At 46.7% G+C, this 19,725-nt stretch carries 17 protein-coding genes; 16 read left to right on the forward strand and 1 reads right to left on the reverse strand.

The annotated features are described in order from the left end of the window. Positions 1 to 8: 8 nt before the first annotated feature. The 3 genes from icd (at position 9) to DVG79_RS02035 (ending at position 3,540) form a co-directional block, all read left to right on the forward strand. Positions 9 to 1,283 (forward strand): NADP-dependent isocitrate dehydrogenase, encoded by a 1,275-nt coding sequence (gene icd / locus DVG79_RS02025; protein ID WP_026827743.1) that lies wholly within the window; start codon positions 9 to 11, stop codon positions 1,281 to 1,283. A gap of 22 nt (positions 1,284 to 1,305) precedes the next feature. Further along, positions 1,306 to 2,238: a malate dehydrogenase gene (mdh, locus tag DVG79_RS02030; protein ID WP_114595258.1), complete on the forward strand. Its 933-nt coding sequence runs from the start codon at positions 1,306 to 1,308 to the stop codon at positions 2,236 to 2,238. 162 nt (positions 2,239 to 2,400) lie between these two features. Continuing rightward, positions 2,401 to 3,540 carry a zinc-dependent alcohol dehydrogenase gene (locus tag DVG79_RS02035; protein ID WP_012371075.1) on the forward strand — a complete coding sequence of 380 codons (1,140 nt, stop codon included), beginning with the start codon at positions 2,401 to 2,403 and terminating at the stop codon, positions 3,538 to 3,540. A gap of 86 nt (positions 3,541 to 3,626) precedes the next feature. On the opposite strand, the gene DVG79_RS02040 is transcribed toward DVG79_RS02035, so the two are convergent. Continuing rightward, entirely contained in the window at positions 3,627 to 4,058 is a 432-nt protein-coding gene (locus DVG79_RS02040) for a divergent PAP2 family protein (RefSeq protein WP_369835016.1), read from the reverse strand. Positions 4,059 to 4,273: 215 nt separating this feature from the next. Between DVG79_RS02040 and DVG79_RS02045 the strand changes: the two genes are divergently transcribed. The 13 genes from DVG79_RS02045 (at position 4,274) to DVG79_RS02105 (ending at position 19,706) form a co-directional block, all read left to right on the forward strand. Continuing rightward, positions 4,274 to 4,981, forward strand: coding sequence for a response regulator transcription factor (locus DVG79_RS02045; protein WP_026827747.1), 708 nt, complete (start codon positions 4,274 to 4,276; stop codon positions 4,979 to 4,981). Beyond that, the gene (gene pnpS / locus DVG79_RS02050) at positions 4,978 to 6,711 is read left to right on the forward strand and encodes a two-component system histidine kinase PnpS (protein ID WP_114595259.1); all 1,734 of its coding nucleotides are present in this window, start codon (positions 4,978 to 4,980) and stop codon (positions 6,709 to 6,711) included. The genes DVG79_RS02045 and pnpS overlap by 4 nt, the downstream gene beginning before the upstream one ends. A gap of 202 nt (positions 6,712 to 6,913) precedes the next feature. Then, a complete protein-coding gene (polA, locus tag DVG79_RS02055; protein WP_114595260.1) occupies positions 6,914 to 9,511 on the forward strand; it encodes a DNA polymerase I in 2,598 nt (865 codons plus the stop codon). 24 nt (positions 9,512 to 9,535) lie between these two features. Continuing rightward, complete coding sequence (gene mutM / locus DVG79_RS02060) at positions 9,536 to 10,366, forward strand: DNA-formamidopyrimidine glycosylase (protein ID WP_114595261.1); 831 nt, start codon at positions 9,536 to 9,538, stop codon at positions 10,364 to 10,366. Then, entirely contained in the window at positions 10,363 to 10,950 is a 588-nt protein-coding gene (gene coaE, locus DVG79_RS02065) for a dephospho-CoA kinase (protein ID WP_114595262.1), read from the forward strand. Before mutM ends, coaE begins: the two co-directional genes overlap by 4 nt. A gap of 176 nt (positions 10,951 to 11,126) precedes the next feature. Next, positions 11,127 to 12,170, forward strand: coding sequence for a glyceraldehyde-3-phosphate dehydrogenase (locus DVG79_RS02070; RefSeq protein WP_114595263.1), 1,044 nt, complete (start codon positions 11,127 to 11,129; stop codon positions 12,168 to 12,170). 258 nt (positions 12,171 to 12,428) lie between these two features. Then, positions 12,429 to 12,815 (forward strand): adenosylmethionine decarboxylase, encoded by a 387-nt coding sequence (speD, locus tag DVG79_RS02075; RefSeq protein WP_114595264.1) that lies wholly within the window; start codon positions 12,429 to 12,431, stop codon positions 12,813 to 12,815. 107 nt (positions 12,816 to 12,922) lie between these two features. After that, positions 12,923 to 13,291, forward strand: a complete 369-nt coding sequence (locus DVG79_RS02080; RefSeq protein ID WP_114595265.1) for a hypothetical protein — start codon at positions 12,923 to 12,925, stop codon at positions 13,289 to 13,291. 13 nt (positions 13,292 to 13,304) lie between these two features. Continuing rightward, positions 13,305 to 13,787: a transcriptional regulator NrdR gene (gene nrdR, locus DVG79_RS02085; protein ID WP_114595266.1), complete on the forward strand. Its 483-nt coding sequence runs from the start codon at positions 13,305 to 13,307 to the stop codon at positions 13,785 to 13,787. A gap of 68 nt (positions 13,788 to 13,855) precedes the next feature. Next, complete coding sequence (locus DVG79_RS02090) at positions 13,856 to 15,211, forward strand: replication initiation and membrane attachment family protein (protein WP_026827756.1); 1,356 nt, start codon at positions 13,856 to 13,858, stop codon at positions 15,209 to 15,211. Positions 15,212 to 15,223: 12 nt separating this feature from the next. Further along, positions 15,224 to 16,141 (forward strand): primosomal protein DnaI, encoded by a 918-nt coding sequence (gene dnaI / locus DVG79_RS02095; RefSeq protein WP_012371063.1) that lies wholly within the window; start codon positions 15,224 to 15,226, stop codon positions 16,139 to 16,141. Positions 16,142 to 16,461: 320 nt separating this feature from the next. After that, positions 16,462 to 18,402, forward strand: a complete 1,941-nt coding sequence (thrS, locus tag DVG79_RS02100) for a threonine--tRNA ligase (protein ID WP_012371062.1) — start codon at positions 16,462 to 16,464, stop codon at positions 18,400 to 18,402. Positions 18,403 to 18,509: 107 nt separating this feature from the next. Beyond that, entirely contained in the window at positions 18,510 to 19,706 is a 1,197-nt protein-coding gene (locus DVG79_RS02105; RefSeq protein ID WP_114595267.1) for a glycoside hydrolase family protein, read from the forward strand. Positions 19,707 to 19,725 lie beyond the last annotated feature (19 nt).

Below are 19,725 nucleotides of genomic sequence, written 5' to 3' on the forward strand. Positions count from 1 at the left end.
TTTTACAAATGGCTACAATTCAAGGCGAAAACATCACAGTAACAAACGGGACACTTAACGTACCAAATGCACCAATCATTCCTTTCATCATCGGTGATGGCACTGGACCTGATATCTGGAATGCTGCAGTTCGTGTCTTTGACGCTGCTGTCGAAAAAGCATACAACGGTGAAAAGAAGATCGAATGGAAAGAAGTCTACGCTGGAGAAAAAGCCTTCAACAAAACAGGCAACTGGCTTCCAGAAGAAACACTTGACCTGATCCGCGAACACATCATCGCAATCAAAGGACCACTCACGACACCAGTCGGCGGCGGAATCCGTTCGTTAAACGTGGCGCTTCGTCAAGAACTTGATTTATATACATGTCTTCGCCCGGTCCGTTACTTCACAGGTGTTCCTTCGCCGGTTAAACGCCCAGAAGATACAGATATGGTCATCTTCCGTGAAAACACAGAAGATATCTACGCTGGGATCGAATATGCATCAGGCAGCGAAGAAGCACAAAAATTACTTAACTTCCTGCAAACAGAGATGGGTGTCAACAAAATCCGTTTCCCTGAAACGTCGGGTCTCGGAATCAAGCCGATTTCTAAAGAAGGAACAGAACGTCTTGTCCGTGCAGCGATTGAATATGCACTCGAAAACAAACGTGCTTCATTGACGCTCGTTCACAAAGGGAACATCATGAAGTTCACAGAAGGCGCATTCAAAAACTGGGGGTATGAACTCGCAGAACGTGAATATGCAGAACACGTCTTCACATGGAACCAGTATGACCGCATCAAGGATGAAGAAGGCGCTGATGCAGCAAACAAAGCACAATCTGAAGCAGAAGCAGCCGGCAAGTTGATCGTCAAAGACTCGATTGCTGATATCTTCTTACAACAAATCTTGACGCGTCCAAAAGAATTCGATGTCGTTGCAACGATGAACTTGAACGGTGATTACATTTCTGATGCGCTTGCAGCACAAGTCGGCGGAATCGGAATTGCACCTGGTGCTAACATCAACTACATGACAGGTCACGCAATCTTCGAGGCGACTCACGGTACAGCACCGAAATATGCGGGACTTGATAAGGTAAATCCATCTTCTGTCATTCTTTCAGGAGAAATGATGTTCCGTCACCTTGGATGGAATGAAGTTGCAGACTTGATCATTCAATCAATGGAAAAATCAATTGAAAATAAAGTTGTCACATATGACTTCGCACGTCTCATGGATGGTGCGACAGAAGTAAAATGTTCTGAATTCGCAGATGAACTCATCAAGAATATGTAATCTTGAATAGGGGGACGGGGCAATGAATCGACGAAAAAAGATTTCGGTCATCGGAAGTGGATTCACTGGAGCGACGACGGCACTATACCTCGCTCAAAAAGAGTTAGGGGATATCGTGCTCGTCGATATGCCGCAACAGGAAAACGCAACCAAAGGAAAAGCACTTGATATGCAGGAAACAGCACCGATTCAAGGTTTTGACGCCTGGATCAACGGGACATCTGATTATCAAGACATTCAAGGTTCTGACATCGTCGTCATTACGGCGGGGATTGCCAGAAAACCGGGGATGAGTCGTGAAGATCTTGTCAGCACGAATGCAAACGTCATGAAAGCCGTCACGAAAGAAATCGTGACCCATGCACCGGAATCGATCATCATCGTGTTGACGAACCCTGTCGATGCGATGACGTATACCGTCTTTCAAGCATCCGGTTTTCCGAAAGAACGCGTCATCGGTCAGTCCGGTGTGCTCGATACGGCACGTTTCCGGACGTTCGTCGCAATGGAACTGAATGTCTCCGTTAAGGATATCTCCGGATTCGTGCTCGGTGGGCATGGCGACGATATGGTACCGTTGTTACGTTATTCCTACGCGGGCGGAATTCCGCTGGAGAAACTGCTGACACCGGAACGATTAGCTGCCATCGTCGAACGGACACGCAAAGGCGGCGGTGAAATCGTTCAGTTACTCGGGAATGGTTCGGCCTATTACGCACCGGCAGCGGCCATCGTCGAGATGGTGGAAGCGATTCTAAAAGATCAGCGGCGCATTTTGCCGGCGATTGCCTATCTCGAAGGAGAATACGGGTATGAGGACTTGTATCTCGGTGTTCCGACCATTCTTGGTGGGAACGGCGTAGAACAGGTACTTGAGTTGGACTTGACGTCAGAAGAAAAGCAAGGGCTGGATCGATCCGTTTCAACGGTCCGTTCTGTGTTGGAAATGCTCTGACTTCAATTTTAGTAAACAAGGCATCCAATCAAAAGATTGGGTGTCTTTTTGTATTGGATTAAAAAATCCTCTTTTTGTAAGAAACATGTAACATGAATGCCTGTTTTTTAGGGTAAACCTTTACAGTATACCTGTTTTTAAAACTTTAAAGGGGGAAATTTCATGCGCGCCGTTACGTATCAAGGTACAAAAAATGTCGAAGTGAAAGATGTCCAGGATCCGTCGATTGAGAAGAACGATGATATCATCGTCAAGATTACGTCTACTGCCATCTGTGGGTCAGATTTGCATATCTATCAAGGAAACATGCCGGCGAAAAAAGATTATGTCATTGGACATGAACCGATGGGGATCGTTGAAGAAGTTGGTCCGGATGTGACGAAGGTCAAGCGGGGAGACCGAGTTGTCCTGCCGTTCAACGTCGCGTGTGGACATTGTTTCTTTTGTGAACACGATATGGAGAGTCAGTGCGATAACTCTAATGGAAACCCTCATGTTGATACAGGCGGGTATTTCGGATTTACGGAAGAATTCGGCGGGCATCCGGGCGGTCAGGCAGAGTACTTAAAAGTCCCGTTTGGAAACTTCATGCCGCTCGTTGTTCCTGAATCATGTGAACTGGAAGACGAAGCGTTGTTGTTTTTATCAGACGTCATTCCGACAGCATACTGGAGCGTCATCAATTCGGGAGTCAAAAAAGGGGATACGGTCGTCATTCTCGGATCGGGGCCGGTCGGATTGATGACACAGAAATTTGCCTGGATGCAAGGAGCAAAACGGGTCATTGCCGTGGATCAGCAGGTATACCGGTTAAATCATGCCAAGATGACGAACCGCGTCGAAACAGTCAATTTGCAGGATCACAAAGAGACCGGTCAATATCTGAAGGAACTGACTCAGGGCGGCGCAGATGTCGTCATTGATTGTGTCGGACTAGACGGTAAGATGTCGGCTGTTGAAAAAGTGGAACAAAAAGTCGGTTTGCAAGGCGGAACGTTGAGTGCCATCAATATCGCGAAAGATGCTGTTCGGAAATTTGGAACCGTCCAATTGACGGGTGTCTATGCCAAAAAATACAATCAGTTCCCGCTCGGAGATTTCTTTACGCGGAACATCACGCTCAAGATGGGACAGGCTCCGGTCGTTCATCTGATGCCCGAATTGTTCCAAAAAATCATCAATCAGGAGTTTGATCCAACCGATATCATTACGCACAAAATCGATTTGGAACAGGCAGCCCATGCCTATCAAACGTTTAACGATCATGAGGACGGGTGCATTAAAGTCATTTTAAAACCATAACGCAATTAGCAAAAAGACCGCTTCGATATTCGAAGCGGCCTTTTATGTGAAAAAATTATACCCGATGTACCGGGAGGGCGTTACGATCAGAAGAACAAGACGGGCCATAGGAAACCTACGGCAAGACCAAGCAGAAGACCTACGAAGACCTGGAACTCGGTGTGTCCGACCAGTTCATTGAGCAAAGGTGTCTTGTGCCGGATTCCTTTGAAATAATCATTTAACAGCTTGGCCTGTAACCCGACGGCTTGGCGAACGCCGGTCGCATCATACATGATGATGACAGCGAAAATGGCGGCAAGTGCAAACAGGGAAGAACTAAAGCCTTCTTGAAAACCAATCACGACGGCCAGTGCGACGACAGTCGAACTATGTGAACTCGGCATGCCGCCTGAAGCAAACATGATTTCAAGGTCAAATTTTTTTGTTTTGATTAAACCGGTGACGAGTTTAGCGGCTTGTGCGATAAACCAGGCCGTAATTGCTGCAAACAGCGGGTGATTCCATTCCATATTCATTCCTCCACATGATCACGATATGTAACTGTTTCCCCAATTCCGTCATTTCAACACGGGAAACTACTGGAAGAAAGTGTCCGACCTTAAAGATTATGTAAAGAAAGACCAGAAAGATTTGTGGTTTAGTAGCGAAAGTCGTTAAGATGAAGACAGAAGAAGCGGATTCCACGGAATTCCTCATTCAAAGATGAAATGTGCTGAGGAGGCTAACTGTCTTGAAAGATAAAATAATCGTTGTTGATGATGAACTCTCGATTGCCACACTTTTAAAATTTAATTTAGAGCAAGCCGGTTTTATTGTTGAAACGGCCCATGATGGCATGACAGGGTTGAAGTTAGCGGAGAAACAGGATGCAGCGTTAATTGTCCTGGATCTCATGTTACCGGAACTGGATGGACTGGAAGTCTGCAAGCGACTACGCCAACAAAAAATCAATACCCCGATCTTAATGCTGACGGCAAAAGATGATGAGTTCGATAAAGTGCTCGGACTGGAACTCGGAGCAGATGATTATTTGACGAAGCCGTTCAGTCCGCGTGAAGTCGTCGCCCGTGTCAAAGCGATCCTGCGCCGGATGAACCAGCAAACTGTCGCGGAGGAAGTGACGGATGGAACGATTCTGATTGGAGACGTCAAAATCGTACCGGACAACTACGAAGCGTTCAAGGCGGAAGAGCGACTTGAATTAACACCAAAGGAATTTGAGCTGTTAGTGTATCTCGCAAAAAACAAGGGACGTGTCTTGACACGGGACCAATTATTGTCCGCCATCTGGAATTATGACTTCGTTGGGGATACACGAATCGTCGACGTCCATATCAGTCATGTCCGGGAAAAAATTGAACCGAATACGAAAAAGCCGATCTATATTAAAACGATTCGCGGATTAGGTTACAAGATGGAGGAGCCGAAAGCGGAATGAGTAAATACCGCAAACGATTCATTCTGAAAATGTTGTCTTTCATCAGCCTGGTCTTAATCGCACTGGGCTTTTTGCTTGGACAATCATTTAAAGATTTTTATATCAATAATGAAAAAGAAAAATTAGTGGATGAGACTTCACTGGTGGAATCCATTTTACGGGAGCGGACAGTGCCGGATATGGCAGCTTACGTTGATAAGATGTATGCTGAATCGAATTTCGACATGATTTTATTTAACGGTCGCGGGGAAATCATTGCCGGAACCCCGGTCGATGTCACGAAGTTGAACGTTCGGGCCATCAATTTTTCTGCCATTCCGAATGATGGGACCTTCGAATCGAAAGTCGATGAGACGAGTCTGCAATATACGAAACCCGTCCTGACTGCTGACGGGGGGGAAGTCTATATCAGTTTCATCCGCTATACAAAAGATTTAAATATGATTTATTCACGGATTTGGACCGTCATCATTTTATCGCTGTTGACATCGTTTTGTATCATTTTCTTTGCTGTTTACAGTTCGACAAAGCGTTTCCTGCGTCCGATTGCGGAAGCAACAGAAGTCTTACACGAATTGTCACATGGGAACTACAAATCCCGGGTTTATGAATTGACGGCACCGGATGAATCAAGAGATCTCGGGAAATCCATTAATCTGTTAGCCCGGAATTTAGAGAATGCGTCTTCCGGCGAAGCGATGCAGCGGGCGCGACTCGAGTCACTGATTGAATACATGGGAGCCGGCTTGATGCTAATTGATGAAAAAGGCTATGTCTTGCTTGTCAATCGAACCTACCGGGAAATGTTCAACATCTACGGTCAATCGAACGGACAGTTATATTACCGGGTCTTACCAAATGAAAAGATGAGTCAAGTGATCGAAGATGTCTACTTGACGGAAAAACCAAACCGGAAACAATCGAGTGTCCGGTTTGGTTTGAACAGTCGGACCTTTATGGTCAGTGCAGCGCCGATTTTCGGAAAAAACGGACGGGTCCAAGGGACGACGGTCGTCTTTAACGATATTACGGAAATCAAAAAGCTTGAACAGATGCGGAAAGACTTCGTTGCCAATGTCAGTCATGAGTTGAAGACCCCGCTGACGTCAATCAAAGGATTTGCGGAAACACTGCTTGATGGAGCACAGGACGTACCGGAAATCAGGGAGCAGTTCCTGAACATCATCCACGATGAATCCGAGCGGATGCAGACCCTGGTCGAGGACTTGCTGGAACTGTCGCGTCTCGAACAGGACAACTATCAGCTCGAGACGACGATTGTCGACGTCACAAGCTTACTTCGTGAAACTGCAACGCTGTTACAACGGAAAGCAACGGAAAAGCAGATGACGATTCATCTCGAGACAGAAGAAGAAGTGTTTATCCGGGCAGATTTAAATCGTTTAAAGCAAGTCGTCGTCAATCTTGTAGCAAACGCCTTGAACTATACGCCGAACGGCGGGAATGTCTGGATTAGTCTAGAAGACGGGGAAGAAGCCGTCATGCTTCGAATTAAGGATGATGGAATCGGGATTCATCCGAAAGAGATGCAACGGATTTTTGAACGGTTTTACCGGGTGGATAAAGCACGAAGCCGGAACTCGGGCGGGACAGGTCTTGGTCTGGCGATTGTGAAGCATATCATTGATCTTCATCATGGAACGATCGAAGTCGAATCCGAAGAAAATGTCGGGACAACCTTTACGATACGTTTACCTAAAAAGGGATGAGGATTCATATTCTCTTTACAGAACAATCGTATGCTTAAAGTACCTTCTTCATCATCTGTGCCCCGACTGGTTCAGCTCCCATGTCGGGACACGCAATGGCGACTGGCTTTTTAGCCGGTCGTCTTTTTTTGTCTGCTTTTTTAGCGAACAAATGTGTGTAGAGTGATACAATAAGAACAGAAAATCTTCCAAAGGGGCGTAGATGATGGAAAACAAACTTTTATTGATCGATGGTAACTCGCTGACGTATCGTGCTTTTTTTGCGTTACCACCGATGACAGATGCACAAGGACGCAACACGAATGCTGCTTACGGATTCACGATGATGTTGTTGAAATTACTTGAAGAGGAACAGCCGACCCACATGCTTGTCGCATTTGATGCATCGAGCGAAACGTTCCGGCATGATGTATATCAAGAATATAAAGGAAGTCGTGAAAAGACGCCTTCCGAGCTCCGGGAACAGTTTCCGATTGTCCGGGACATCTGTGAAGCCCTGGGAATTCAAATGATGGAACTGCATCGCTATGAGGCGGATGACTTGATTGGGACATTGGCACAAACTATGCCAGCTGATCGTATCCGAATCGTGACGGGAGATAAGGATTTACTTCAGCTCGTGACGGATCAGGTCGAAGTGCTGATTACGAAGCGCGGCATTACAGACGTTCTCTGCATGACAGAAGAATTGTTTGCTGAAACTTACGGCGGATTAAAGCCGATTCAGATGATTGACCTGAAAGGCTTGATGGGCGATAAATCCGATAATATTCCAGGAGTTCCGGGAATCGGTGAAAAAACAGCCGTCAAATTGATTTCTGCATATGGGTCTGTCGAAGGTTTGTACGAGCATGTCGAAGACTTAAAAGGGAAACAGAAAGAAAAAGTCATCGCAAACGAAGAACTGGCACGGTTGTCGAAAGAACTAGCGACAATCAAACTGGATGTTCCGCTTGATGTAACACTCGACGATTTGCAAATCAGCGATGTCGATACACAAGTACCGTATTCATTATTCCAATCACTTGGCTTTAAATCCTTGACGAACCGGTTTGCGCCCGTCGTCGAAGAAGCGGATAAAGAGCAGTTAAACGTCCAAACGATTACTTCGCTCCCGTCAGATGTGACAGATGCTGTGTTGGTCGTTGAACAACTGCGTGAAGATTACATGGAAGAAGAGATCATCGGGTTCGGTATCGCGACACCGAATCAAATTTATGTTGCGTCCTTGGAACTCGTCCATGATCCGGCCTTCCGGGACTGGATTGAATCAGAACATCAAAAAATTTGTCTCGATGCGAAGCAGGTCGCATTCGCTTTACGTAAGCACGGGCTGAAATTAACAGCATTCGATGACTTGTTGCTCGCCGGTTATTTATTGAACTTGAGCGGAGGAACGACCCTCGCGTCGATTGCCGGACATTACATGCTGATGGCACCAAACGAAGAATCTGTCTTAGGAAAAGGTGCAAAACGTCTTGCTCCGGCAGACGAGGTGTTACATCCTTACTTGGCGGAAAAAGCCCGCATGATTGAACTGTTGTTCCCGAAAGTCAAAGAAGAACTGAAGGTAAATCAACAGTTTGAGTTGTATGAGACATTGGAACGCCCATTATCCGGCGTGTTGGCTGAAATGGAATGGACCGGCATTCGTGTTGACGTCGGAACCCTCCAGGAGATGCAAACCGATTTAGCAGGACGTCTACATGATTTAGAACAATTGATTTACGGGGAAGTCGGGGAAGAGTTTAACATCAACTCACCGAAACAACTCGGTGTCATCCTGTTCGAAAAACTTGAACTGCCTGCCTTCAAGAAAACGAAGACCGGTTATTCGACGGCGGCTGACGTACTAGAAAAACTTCGTCCGTTGCATCCGGTCATCGACCACATCATGTTGTACCGTGAATTGCAAAAACTGCAATCGACGTATGTCGAAGGGTTACAGAAGGTCATCAAGGAAGACGGAAAAATTCATACCCGATTCGCTCAAACGATTGCGCAGACAGGACGTCTCAGCTCCGTTAACCCGAACTTACAAAATATTCCGGTCCGGATCGAAGAAGGACGAAAAATCCGAAAAGCGTTTGTGCCGAGTGAACCGGGCTGGTCTCTGTACGCCGCCGACTATTCCCAAATTGAATTGCGGGTCATGGCACATATGTCGGAAGACAAAACACTTGTCCAAGCATTCTTGGACGATGCCGATATTCACACGCAGACAGCGAGTAGTGTCTTTGGTGTCGCACCGAATGACGTCACAGGCAATATGCGTCGTCAGGCGAAAGCCGTCAACTTCGGAATCATTTACGGCATCAGTGATTACGGGTTGTCGCAGAACTTGAATATCTCACGTAAAGAGGCGCAAGACTTCATCGACCGTTATTTCGAATTGTTCCCGCAAATCAAGTTGTTCATGGATGCAGCGATTGAGAAAGCACGGATGAACGGTTTTGTCGAAACGCTGATGAATCGCCGCCGGAATATTCCTGACATCAATTCGAAAAACTTTAATTTGCGCGGTTTTGCGGAACGGACGGCGATTAACACGCCGATTCAAGGTTCGGCAGCCGATATCATCAAAAAAGCCATGCTCGATGTCCATGCCGCCCTGGAAGCATCTCCGTTGCAGGCTCGTCTGTTACTGCAAGTGCACGATGAATTGATTTTTGAAGCGCCGGATGAAGAACTGGATGCACTGAAGACGCTAGTCAAACAAGCGATGGAACAGACGGTCCACTTGTCTGTACCATTACGTGTTGATGGGGATGCCGGTCATTCATGGTACGAAACTAAATAAGAAGTGGTCAGAGGAGGAAGTAAGTTGCCTGAATTACCTGAAGTCGAGACCGTCAGACGAAGCTTGGAAAGGACGGTCTCCGGAAAAACGATTTCTTCTGTCAAAGTATTTCATCCGAAGATGATTCGGGGAATGGAAGTCACACCGTTCGTTGACGCATTGAAGCAAGAGCGAATCGAACGCGTCGAACGTCGGGGGAAATTTTTACTATTTACGTTTGAACGGTTTTATCTCGTCAGTCATTTGCGGATGGAAGGGAAGTACTTCCCTTATCCGCAGGCGATTGAGAAAGATAAGCATACCCATGTCATCTTCCGCTTTACAGACGGTTCAGAACTGCATTACAACGATGTTCGGAAATTCGGCACGATGGAGTTGCGCGAGAAAGAGACGGCGATGTCGGTCCCGCCATTGGCCCAACTCGAACGGGAACCGTTTGATCCGACGTTTACGGCTGAAGTTTTGGCTGAAAACCTGATTCGGAAAAAGCGGAGTCCGATTAAAACCGCACTACTCGATCAATCGATTTTTTTAGGACTGGGGAACATTTATGTCGATGAGACGTTGTTTGCCGCCCGGGTCCATCCGTTAACGAAATCAGGGGCTTTGACGTTAGACGACATCTCACGGATTCATGTCGCCGGTGTGGACGTGTTAGGGAAAGCTGTTGAAAGCGGCGGGAGCACGATTCGGAGTTATGTGTCTCCGACCGGAAAAGGGGAATTCCAATTACAGCTGGCTGTGTACGGACAAACCGGTTCACCTTGTCCGAGGTGCGGGACAGCAATCGAGAAAATCAAAGTAGGCGGACGAGGGACGCACTTCTGCCCGACATGTCAACAGGTGGCTTTATGAGAATCGGACTGACCGGAGGAATTGCAACCGGAAAAAGTACGGTCTCTGCTTATCTACAACAACAGGGTCTCGTCGTCATCGATGCCGATCTTGTCGCCCGTCAAGTCATCGAACCGGGCGGATTAGCGTATGCCGATGTCAAAGCCGCTTTTCCGACAGCTTTTTCAGAAGGTGAACTCGTCCGGTCAAAACTCGGGGATATCATTTTTCACGATAATGAAAAGCGGATCATACTGAATGAATTGATGCATCCGAAAATTCGGCAACAGATGTTAGAAATGGCGTCTCAACACGAACAGGCCGGACAATCCATCATCGTTTTTGATATTCCATTACTGCTAGAAGGAGACTGGAAACAACTTGTCGATCAAGTCGTAGTGGTCTATTGCCCTGCTAAATTACAAAAGCAACGTTTGATGGAGCGGAACCATCTAACTGTTGAAGAGGCACAAGCCAGAATGGATACGCAACTTGATATCGAGGAGAAAAAACGTCTGGCAGACTATGTTCTGACTAATGAAGATACACGAGAAGCATTATACCGGCAAATCGATGACTGGTTAAAAACGATTCGTTCCGCATAAAGGCAAACCGTTCAGATCGGTTTTCTGCCGGGAAAAGTGTTTTCATAATCAAAGTGGGAGAAAGTTACCAACTTCTCTCATTTTTTTTAGATTACGTAATGAAATCGCTTACATTTCATGATATAGTTCTATCTGTAAACGGAGCATCATCCGTCACATTGAAGGGGGATCCGCAAATGGGAGTCAAGGTGGCAGTTAACGGTTTTGGTCGAATTGGTCGAATGGTATTCCGGCGTCTAATCGCTGAGGGGAAAAGTGAGGTTGTCGCCATTAACGCAAGTTATCCAGTGGAAACATTGGCACATCTCATCAAATATGACACGGTTCACGGGAAATTTGCTTATCCAGTCGACATCATTGACGGGGCACTGATGGTGAATGGACGACAAATTCAAATCGTCAGCGAACGCGATCCGGAACAGTTGCCGTGGGGGCAACTGGGCATCGATATCGTCGTTGAGGCAACAGGGAAGTTTAATTCAAAAACGGGTGCTGAAAAACATTTGACGGCCGGAGCAAAGAAAGTCGTCATCACAGCACCAGCCAAAGGAGATTTACGTACGATCGTCATGGGGGTCAATGACGAGATGTATGATCACGAGACGGATGCAATCGTCTCAAATGCCTCATGCACGACGAACTGTCTTGCACCTGTCGTTCAAGTCATCGACCGGGCATTCGGGATTGAATCGGGTCTTGTGACGACGATTCATGCCTTTACGAATGATCAAAATAATATCGATAATCCGCATAAGGACTTACGACGGGCACGGGCTTGCGGATCATCAATCATTCCGACTTCGACCGGAGCAGCCAAAGCGATTTCACTCGTCTTACCGCATCTCGAAGGGAAACTCAACGGACTGGCACTCCGTGTTCCGACACCAAACGTCTCACTGGTCGATCTGGTTGTGGAAGTCAGCCGCGATACGACAGTCGCTGAAGTCAATGAAGCATTCGTCAAGGCAGCGGACGGAGCACTCGACGGCATACTCGGTCTGACGATGGAACCACTCGTTTCGATCGACTTCAACGGAGAAGAGAAATCAACAGTCGTCGATGGTCTGTCGACGATGGTCATGGGGGGACGACAGGTCAAAGTCCTCGCTTGGTATGACAATGAGTGGGGATACTCATGTCGTGTCGTCGATCTCGTTCATCTGGTTGGTGCACATATCGAGGCAAGCGGAAACGAACAAAAACAACTGGAGTTAAAATAAAATAATAAGTAAGAATCGCTCTACAGCAACCTGTAGAGCGTTTTCTTCGAGAAAATATATTAAAATTCGAAATTTATCCTTGTGTATCTTTTTGATACTCGCTATAATTCAAATCGTGAACTTCAATCGGTCTGGCAATCGCAGCTTAAAGGGTTAGGACCTCTCTGGACTAACTTTCCCCCGTGGGTGCGAACGACTCAGGCGCAAAGTAAGTGATCAACTACTTTGAAGACCATTGAATGTAGGGGGGATCCACAAATGGATACTATGGGAAGACACATTATTGCAGAACTTTGGGATTGTAATCCTGAAAAATTGAACGACATGGAATTTGTAGAACGACTTTTTGTTGATGCAGCACTTCAAGCAGGTGCGGAAGTACGCGAAGTCGCATTCCATAAGTTTGCTCCACACGGCGTCAGCGGCGTCGTCATTATTTCTGAATCGCATTTAACGATTCACAGTTTCCCAGAGCATGGTTATGCATCGGTTGATGTATTTACATGTGGCGATCGAATCGATCCGGCCATCGCAGCACATTATATCGCTGACGGACTCGATGCGAAAATCCGTGAAAATGTCGAAATTCCACGTGGCATGGGACCTGTTGAAGTTCCGGCTGCTAAGGTTCAGCACGTTAACTGACAAAAACACGAATCAACAAGCCCTCGTCTTATGGCGAGGGCTTTTTAATATGTCTGACGTCTGTTATTCTTAATAGTAGAAGAAAACAGAAAAAGGGTGATCAGGGAATGGGACTGAAAGAACGGTTACAAAAACAAATGGAAACGTCAGATACACATAAAAACGAAAAGTTACGGACCCATTACTATGCAGCGACCGTAGAGATGCTATTTACGGGGTTGGAGGCGACAGTAACGAAACAACAGGGAACAGTTAAGCGGATCGATCAGGGGCGCGGAGAACTTGCGTTTAGTGCACCGGGTTTAGATGGTCTGGCAACTGTCATCATGGTGGGGTCCGGCCGTACGGCTGTTGATTTGTTCCTGCACCGCGACGGGATGCTTGGTCCCGATCTTGAAAAATGGATTGAGTCCATTTATCAGGGGCTTGATTCGACGTATCGTTTAAAAATGATCGGTACGAAAGAAATTACGTGAATGGAGGTACGACATGCGTTGTCCAGCCTGCAACTATAACGGGACAAAAGTATTAGATTCGAGACCCGTGCAAGATTTTGGTTCGATTCGCAGACGTCGGGAATGTGAATCATGTGGCTATCGTTTTACGACATTTGAGATGGTGGAACAAACTCCTCTCATCATCGTCAAAAAAGATGGAACACGTGACGAATTCAATCGGGACAAAATCTTGCGTGGATTAGTCCGAGCATGTGAAAAACGCCCGATTTCCATTGAACAACTGGAAACAGTCGTCAGCCGGGTTGAAAAAACACTACGAGCAACGGCACAACATGAAATTCCGAGCGAACAGGTCGGACGACTCGTGCTGAATGAACTCGCTTCTGTCGATGAAGTGGCGTATGTCCGGTTTGCCAGTGTCTATAAGCAATTTAAAGACATCAATGTCTTTTTTCAGGAATTATCCGAATTGATGGAACGTCATCAAGACACTGAACGGGAAAATCAAACCTAATGAAGGAGAGGTCGTCTGACTGTTCAGAACGCCCTCTCTTTTTCTCACGAAAGAAGGGATGAAGCACAATGATGGAACGTGAATTGTCAGGGACCGATCTCTGCTTGATCATGAGTAATGGCGTCGTCGACCGGGAGGCGTATCAGTCCCTCTACTATCTGTATCAGCCAATCATCGGTGTAAAGGCGCTTGGTCTGTACCAAACGTTTTGGAGTGAGATGATTCCCGGTAAGACGAAATCGCAATACATCTCGCATGCCGAACTCGGGACGCTGCTCGGATTTTCAGTCGATGAATTCAAAGAAGAACTGTTTAAGCTTGAGGGGATTGGTTTGATCCGGACCTTTGAAGCGAAACAGGCCGCTTACCGGTATGTTTATCAAATCCGTGTCCCGTTAGCACCGAATACATTCTTAAACGATGGGGTGCTGTCAAGCTTACTGTTCTACCGCGTCGGCGAAATTCGTTTCCGTGCCTTACAGAATCGGTTCCGGACCGATCCGCTACCGAAAAACGTCGTCGACCGGACCGTCCGGTTTGATCAAGTATTTGACGTCAAGGCAGGACTCGCCTCCGCGCATCAGCCGAAATCCTATGCGAAACAGGAACGGGCAGCCTATGAATTTGATTATTCGTTTGACCTTGAAGAAATGAAACGCCAAACCGATCGCTTCTTGCCACGCAGTTTTTATACGAAATCGATTGACCATCTATTGTTGAAACTGGCGTACGTCACACAATCGAATGAAGCCCTCATGGCAGAACTCCTGAACGCCCGTTTCCGTCACGAAGCGTACTTGCCGATGACGGACAGTGAAAAGCAAGAACGGTGTAAACAGATGATGCTGTCTGCAAAACAGAAACTCAGCCGGGAAAAGAAAGCCAAGGTTGCCGTTCTCGAAGAAGTAGAGGTCGGGGAGCTGAGCGAAACCGAGACGATGGAAGGAACGCATCCGAAGCATTACGTTGCGAAGCTAAGAAAAGTCAAAGCACTGTCGGAGCGTGATGAAGAGTTGATTCAGCAATTGATCATCGACTATGAGATGTCGTCCGGAATCGTCAACGCAGCTTATTATTATGCGTTGGTCATTAAAAAGGATAACCGGTTCAGTAAAAATTTCCTTCTCTCGATCGTCGATGACTGGAAACAAAAAGGATATGTCACGGCAGCCGAAGCATTGGCGAAAACAAAAGAACAAGACGAACTAATTTCGAAAAAGCAGGATCAGAAACAAGAGCGTTCACGGCAGACCGTCGGAGGACGAAGAGGTCGTTCCAATGCGACCGGACCGAATCCGAAATGGTTGCAGGAAGAAAAAGAAAAACAACAGCAGTATGAAGCGACGAAAAAAGCCAGTTTTGAAGCTGAGGTGCCGGATGATGAAGAAATGGAACGGATTCTGCGGGAACTCAAAGGCAAATAAAGGAGTAGTGAGATGGAACATATCCAATCATCGATTGAAAAGATTTTAAACCGTCCGGACGTGGCAGAATCGGTTCGAGCCATTCATCAGCGTGTCTTGTCACATCCGGGAGTCATCATGTTTTTGCGGACGCATCCTGAAATCGATCAACGGATGATTGAACGGGGCATGCTGAAACTAAACGAGTATGCGGAACAGATGAACGGAAATCAAATCATTGAAAAGAAAGCCGTCATTGAAGGCTATCAACCTGTCCTGCACTTAGAAAAAGGCCAGATCATGGTTGCTTATGAAAAAACCCAAGCGTTACGCGACCGTGAGAACGAGCGAGCCCTCGAAAAGAAATTTAAAAGTCTGTTCTTACCGGATGAAGTCCGGGATGCGAACTTCAGTGACTTTGATTTGACGACGACGGACCGAAAGCTCGCTTTACGTGCAGCTTCACAGTTTTTAAATACAGTCCGTTCAAAACAACAAGTCAAAGGATTGTACCTGCACGGCAGTTTTGGCGTCGGGAAAACGTATTTGCTCGCAGCGATTGGTAATGCATTAAAAAAGGAACGGGTTGCGACAATCTTGGTTCATGCACCGGGTTTCGTCTCGGAAGCGAAGCGGCGGATCCGGTCGGACAGTTTCGATACGTTTTTGGAAAGTTTTCAAACCGTGCCGGTTTTGTTGATTGACGATATCGGAGCGGAGTCAATCAGTCCGTGGGTCCGCGATGAATTATTCGGCATCATCCTGCAATACCGGATGATGCACCGTCTGCCGACCCTGTTCAGTTCCAACCTGTCGTATGACGAACTGGAGTTGCATTTCGGGATTACGAATGACCAGGGAGATAAACTAAAAGCGATGCGTCTGATGGAACGGATCCGGACGACGACGAATCCCGTTGAGTTTTTAGGTGAAAACCGACGCCGGTATTAATTTCTCTTGTCAAAGAAGTTCGACTTTCGCTATACTAAGGACACAATCTGTATAGATGTCAGCTACGATTGAGGACATGAAAAATGAACAGGACCAGACAAGCGAGAGAAGGATGGTGAAAGCTTCTCATGGAATCCGTCATTTCTTTACTCCCTCATAGCTCGAGCGGGGCTAATCCGCTTGCGTGTCACGCCCGTTATCGCGTGTTCGAGCCGGTGCATGGAAACATGTTCGGGAACGAGGGTGGTACCACGAGATTGAGACTCGTCCCTTTTAGAGGGATGGGTCTTTTTTATTTTAATTTATAGGGGGAAGCAGTCATGTCAAACATTGCTCTTACATTTCCAGATGGTGCAGTAAAGGAATTTACAGCCGGAACGACAGCTGAAGAAGTTGCCGCTTCAATCAGCCCGGGATTACGGAAAAAAGCGTTTGCCGCGAAATTAAACGGACAAGTCATCGATTACCGTCGTCCGATTGAGGAAGATGGTTCGATCGAACTCGTCATGCCGGATTCGGAAGAAGGACTGGATTTAATCCGTCACTCATCTGCCCACTTAATGGCACAGGCGATTAAACGCCTGTACCCGGACGAAACAATCCATCTCGGAATTGGACCGACGATCGAAAACGGGTTTTATTACGATATCGATATGGAGCGCCGTCTGACAGAGGAAGACCTGCCGGAAATCGAAAAGATGATGAATAAGATTGCCGGTGAAAACTTACCGATCGAACGGGAAGTCGTTTCACGCGATGAAGCATTAGCTGTTTATCAGGAATTAAATGATCCGCTCAAAATCGAATTGATTGAATCGATTCCTGCCGATCAGGATTTAACGTTCTACCGTCAAGGCGAGTTCTTCGACTTATGCCGCGGACCGCATGTACCGGCAACAGCGAAACTCCAAGTCTTCAAACTGATGAGCATCGCCGGTGCTTACTGGCGCGGTGATTCAAAAAACAAGATGCTGCAACGGATTTACGGAACAGCATGGGCAAACAAAGATCAGTTAAAACAACACCTGCACTTCTTGGCGGAAGCCAAAGAACGCGATCACCGGAAACTCGGGAAAGAACTCGACTTGTTCTTCACATCCCAAGATGTCGGACAAGGTCTGCCGATGTGGTTACCAAAAGGGGCGGCCATCCGCCGGACGGTCGAGCGTTATATCGTCGATAAAGAACTGGAACTCGGCTACGAGCACGTCTATACACCGGTTCTTGGTTCGGTTGAATTGTACAAAACATCAGGACACTGGGATCACTATCAAGATGATATGTTCCCGAAAATGGAGATGGACAATGAAGAGTTGGTTCTCCGTCCGATGAACTGTCCGCACCATATGATGATTTATAAAAATGAACCGCGGTCGTACCGTGACTTACCGCTCCGCGTTGCAGAACTCGGCGGTATGCACCGGTATGAGATGTCTGGTGCGTTAACAGGTCTTCAGCGTGTCCGTTACATGGTCCTCAATGATGGACATACGTTTGTTCGTCCGGACCAAATGAAGGAAGAGTTCAAAGCAATCGTCCACTTGATTCAGGAAGTATATGCCGACTTCGGCATCACAGACTACAAGTTCCGTCTGTCGTACCGGGATCCGGCCGATAAAGAAAAATACTTCGACAACGATGCGATTTGGGAAATGGCGCAACGTGAGTTAAAAGAAACGATGGATGAGCTCGAACTGCCGTACTTCGAAGCAGAGGGCGAAGCCGCATTCTACGGACCGAAGCTTGACGTGCAGGTCCGCACAGCGCTCGGTAAAGATGAAACGCTGTCGACCGTCCAACTCGACTTCCTCTTGCCTGAACGCTTTGAGCTGACGTATAAAGGAAACGACGGACAAGATCATCGTCCTGTCGTCTTACACCGTGGTGTCGTCTCGACAATGGAACGATTCGTCGCGTACTTGATCGAAGAGTACAAAGGAGCGTTCCCGACGTGGCTCGCGCCAGTTCAAGTGAAGTTGATTCCAGTCTCAAGCGTACATGAAGACTACGCACGTGAAATCAAAACGATGCTCTTGAAAAAAGGGATTCGTGTCGAGACAGATTTCCGGGATGAAAAACTCGGTTACCGGATTCGGGAAGCGCAAGTCAACAAAGTACCGGTCATGCTCGTTCTGGGTGATAAAGAAATCGAAGCGCGTGAAGTCAATATCCGCCGCTACGGTTCAAAAGATTCAAGCAACGCATCACTGGAACAGTTCGTCAGTGACTTGGAACAAGAAATCGCAAACCGTTCAAAATAAGGATTTAGTAATAGCGATAAGAGGGTGGCTCACAGCTGCCCTCTTTTTTTGTCCTACAGATTCTATGCTCGAATACCGATAATAGGAACAGAGAAGGGGATGAGGGAATGAAAACAAGAACGATGCTTGGAGTATGCCTTGCCTTAGTATTTCTGCTTTTACCTGACACAGAACACGCAATCAGTATGAAAAGTTATCGGATTACACCACAGACAGAACCGGTTGATCCTGTACTTCGCGCGTATTCGACATACAATGCCCAAACTAGAAATCATTACACACTTCGGTCGTATCTCGAAAAAATCGAGGCGGAAGGCGGAGGAACGCTAGTCTTGTCAAAAGGCGTGTATCTTTCCCCGTTACGTGTCGGGGTTCCTTCCAATACGACCATCATTTTAGAGGATGGTGTCATCATCAAGAAGACGAAGGAGACCGGGACGCCAAAGCTTCAAGCAACAACAAGTATCTTTGATTTAGTACCGCCCTCTGTTTTACGGTTACATACAACGGTCGGAACATACAGTGGATCCAAAAATATCAAAATCATCGGACGGGGAAGTGCTCAAATCGATTTAAATTATTTTCCGCGCGGCTCGGCTTTTGCCATCGCACATAATGAAAATCTGTATCTCGGGGGAATCACGATCCGTCATCAACAAGGATCGCATGCGATTGAACTGGATGCGACAAAAACGGCACTCATTGAAAACATGCATTTTGTCGATGCGAAGATGATTGCCGGGACAGGTCCGAATGAATCCATTAATCTGGATACACCGGATCCGGTCACGAAAGGATTTCAATGGAAATGGTCGGCGCAAGACCGGACACCGAATCATGACATCACGATTCGAAATAACGACTTTACCAATGTTAATGTCGCAATCGGCACACACCAATACTCTCAAGACCGTCCGCATACGGCGGTCCGTATTTTAAATAACGTAATTGACGGGACGAAAGATCATGCGATTTCAATGATGAACTGGAACCAACCGGTCATTCAATACAATACGATTCGAAACGTTCACCGGCCAGATGGGAAAGCGATTGCTATTTTGGGACGAGGAGTAGTCGGTGGCAGCATCAAACAGAATCGACTGGAAAAGATTGATCGGGCCATTCAATTTCAGCCACACGTCAATTATGGATTCAAGCCGCTGTACAATCGGTTTACGGATAAAGAAAAACTGAGCTTTCGTCAAAACGAAGTAAAGCAAGCAACAGTAAATCAAGTCGTTTTGTTTTCCAAGTTAGGTGTCTTTTCCGCTGAAACATCGGAACGCTTTAATTTTATTCCATAAAAAAAGCCTATTCCTTTAC

The sequence above is a fragment of the Exiguobacterium sp. RIT594 genome, assembly GCF_003339585.1.
In the GTDB taxonomy this organism is placed as follows: domain Bacteria; phylum Bacillota; class Bacilli; order Exiguobacteriales; family Exiguobacteriaceae; genus Exiguobacterium_A.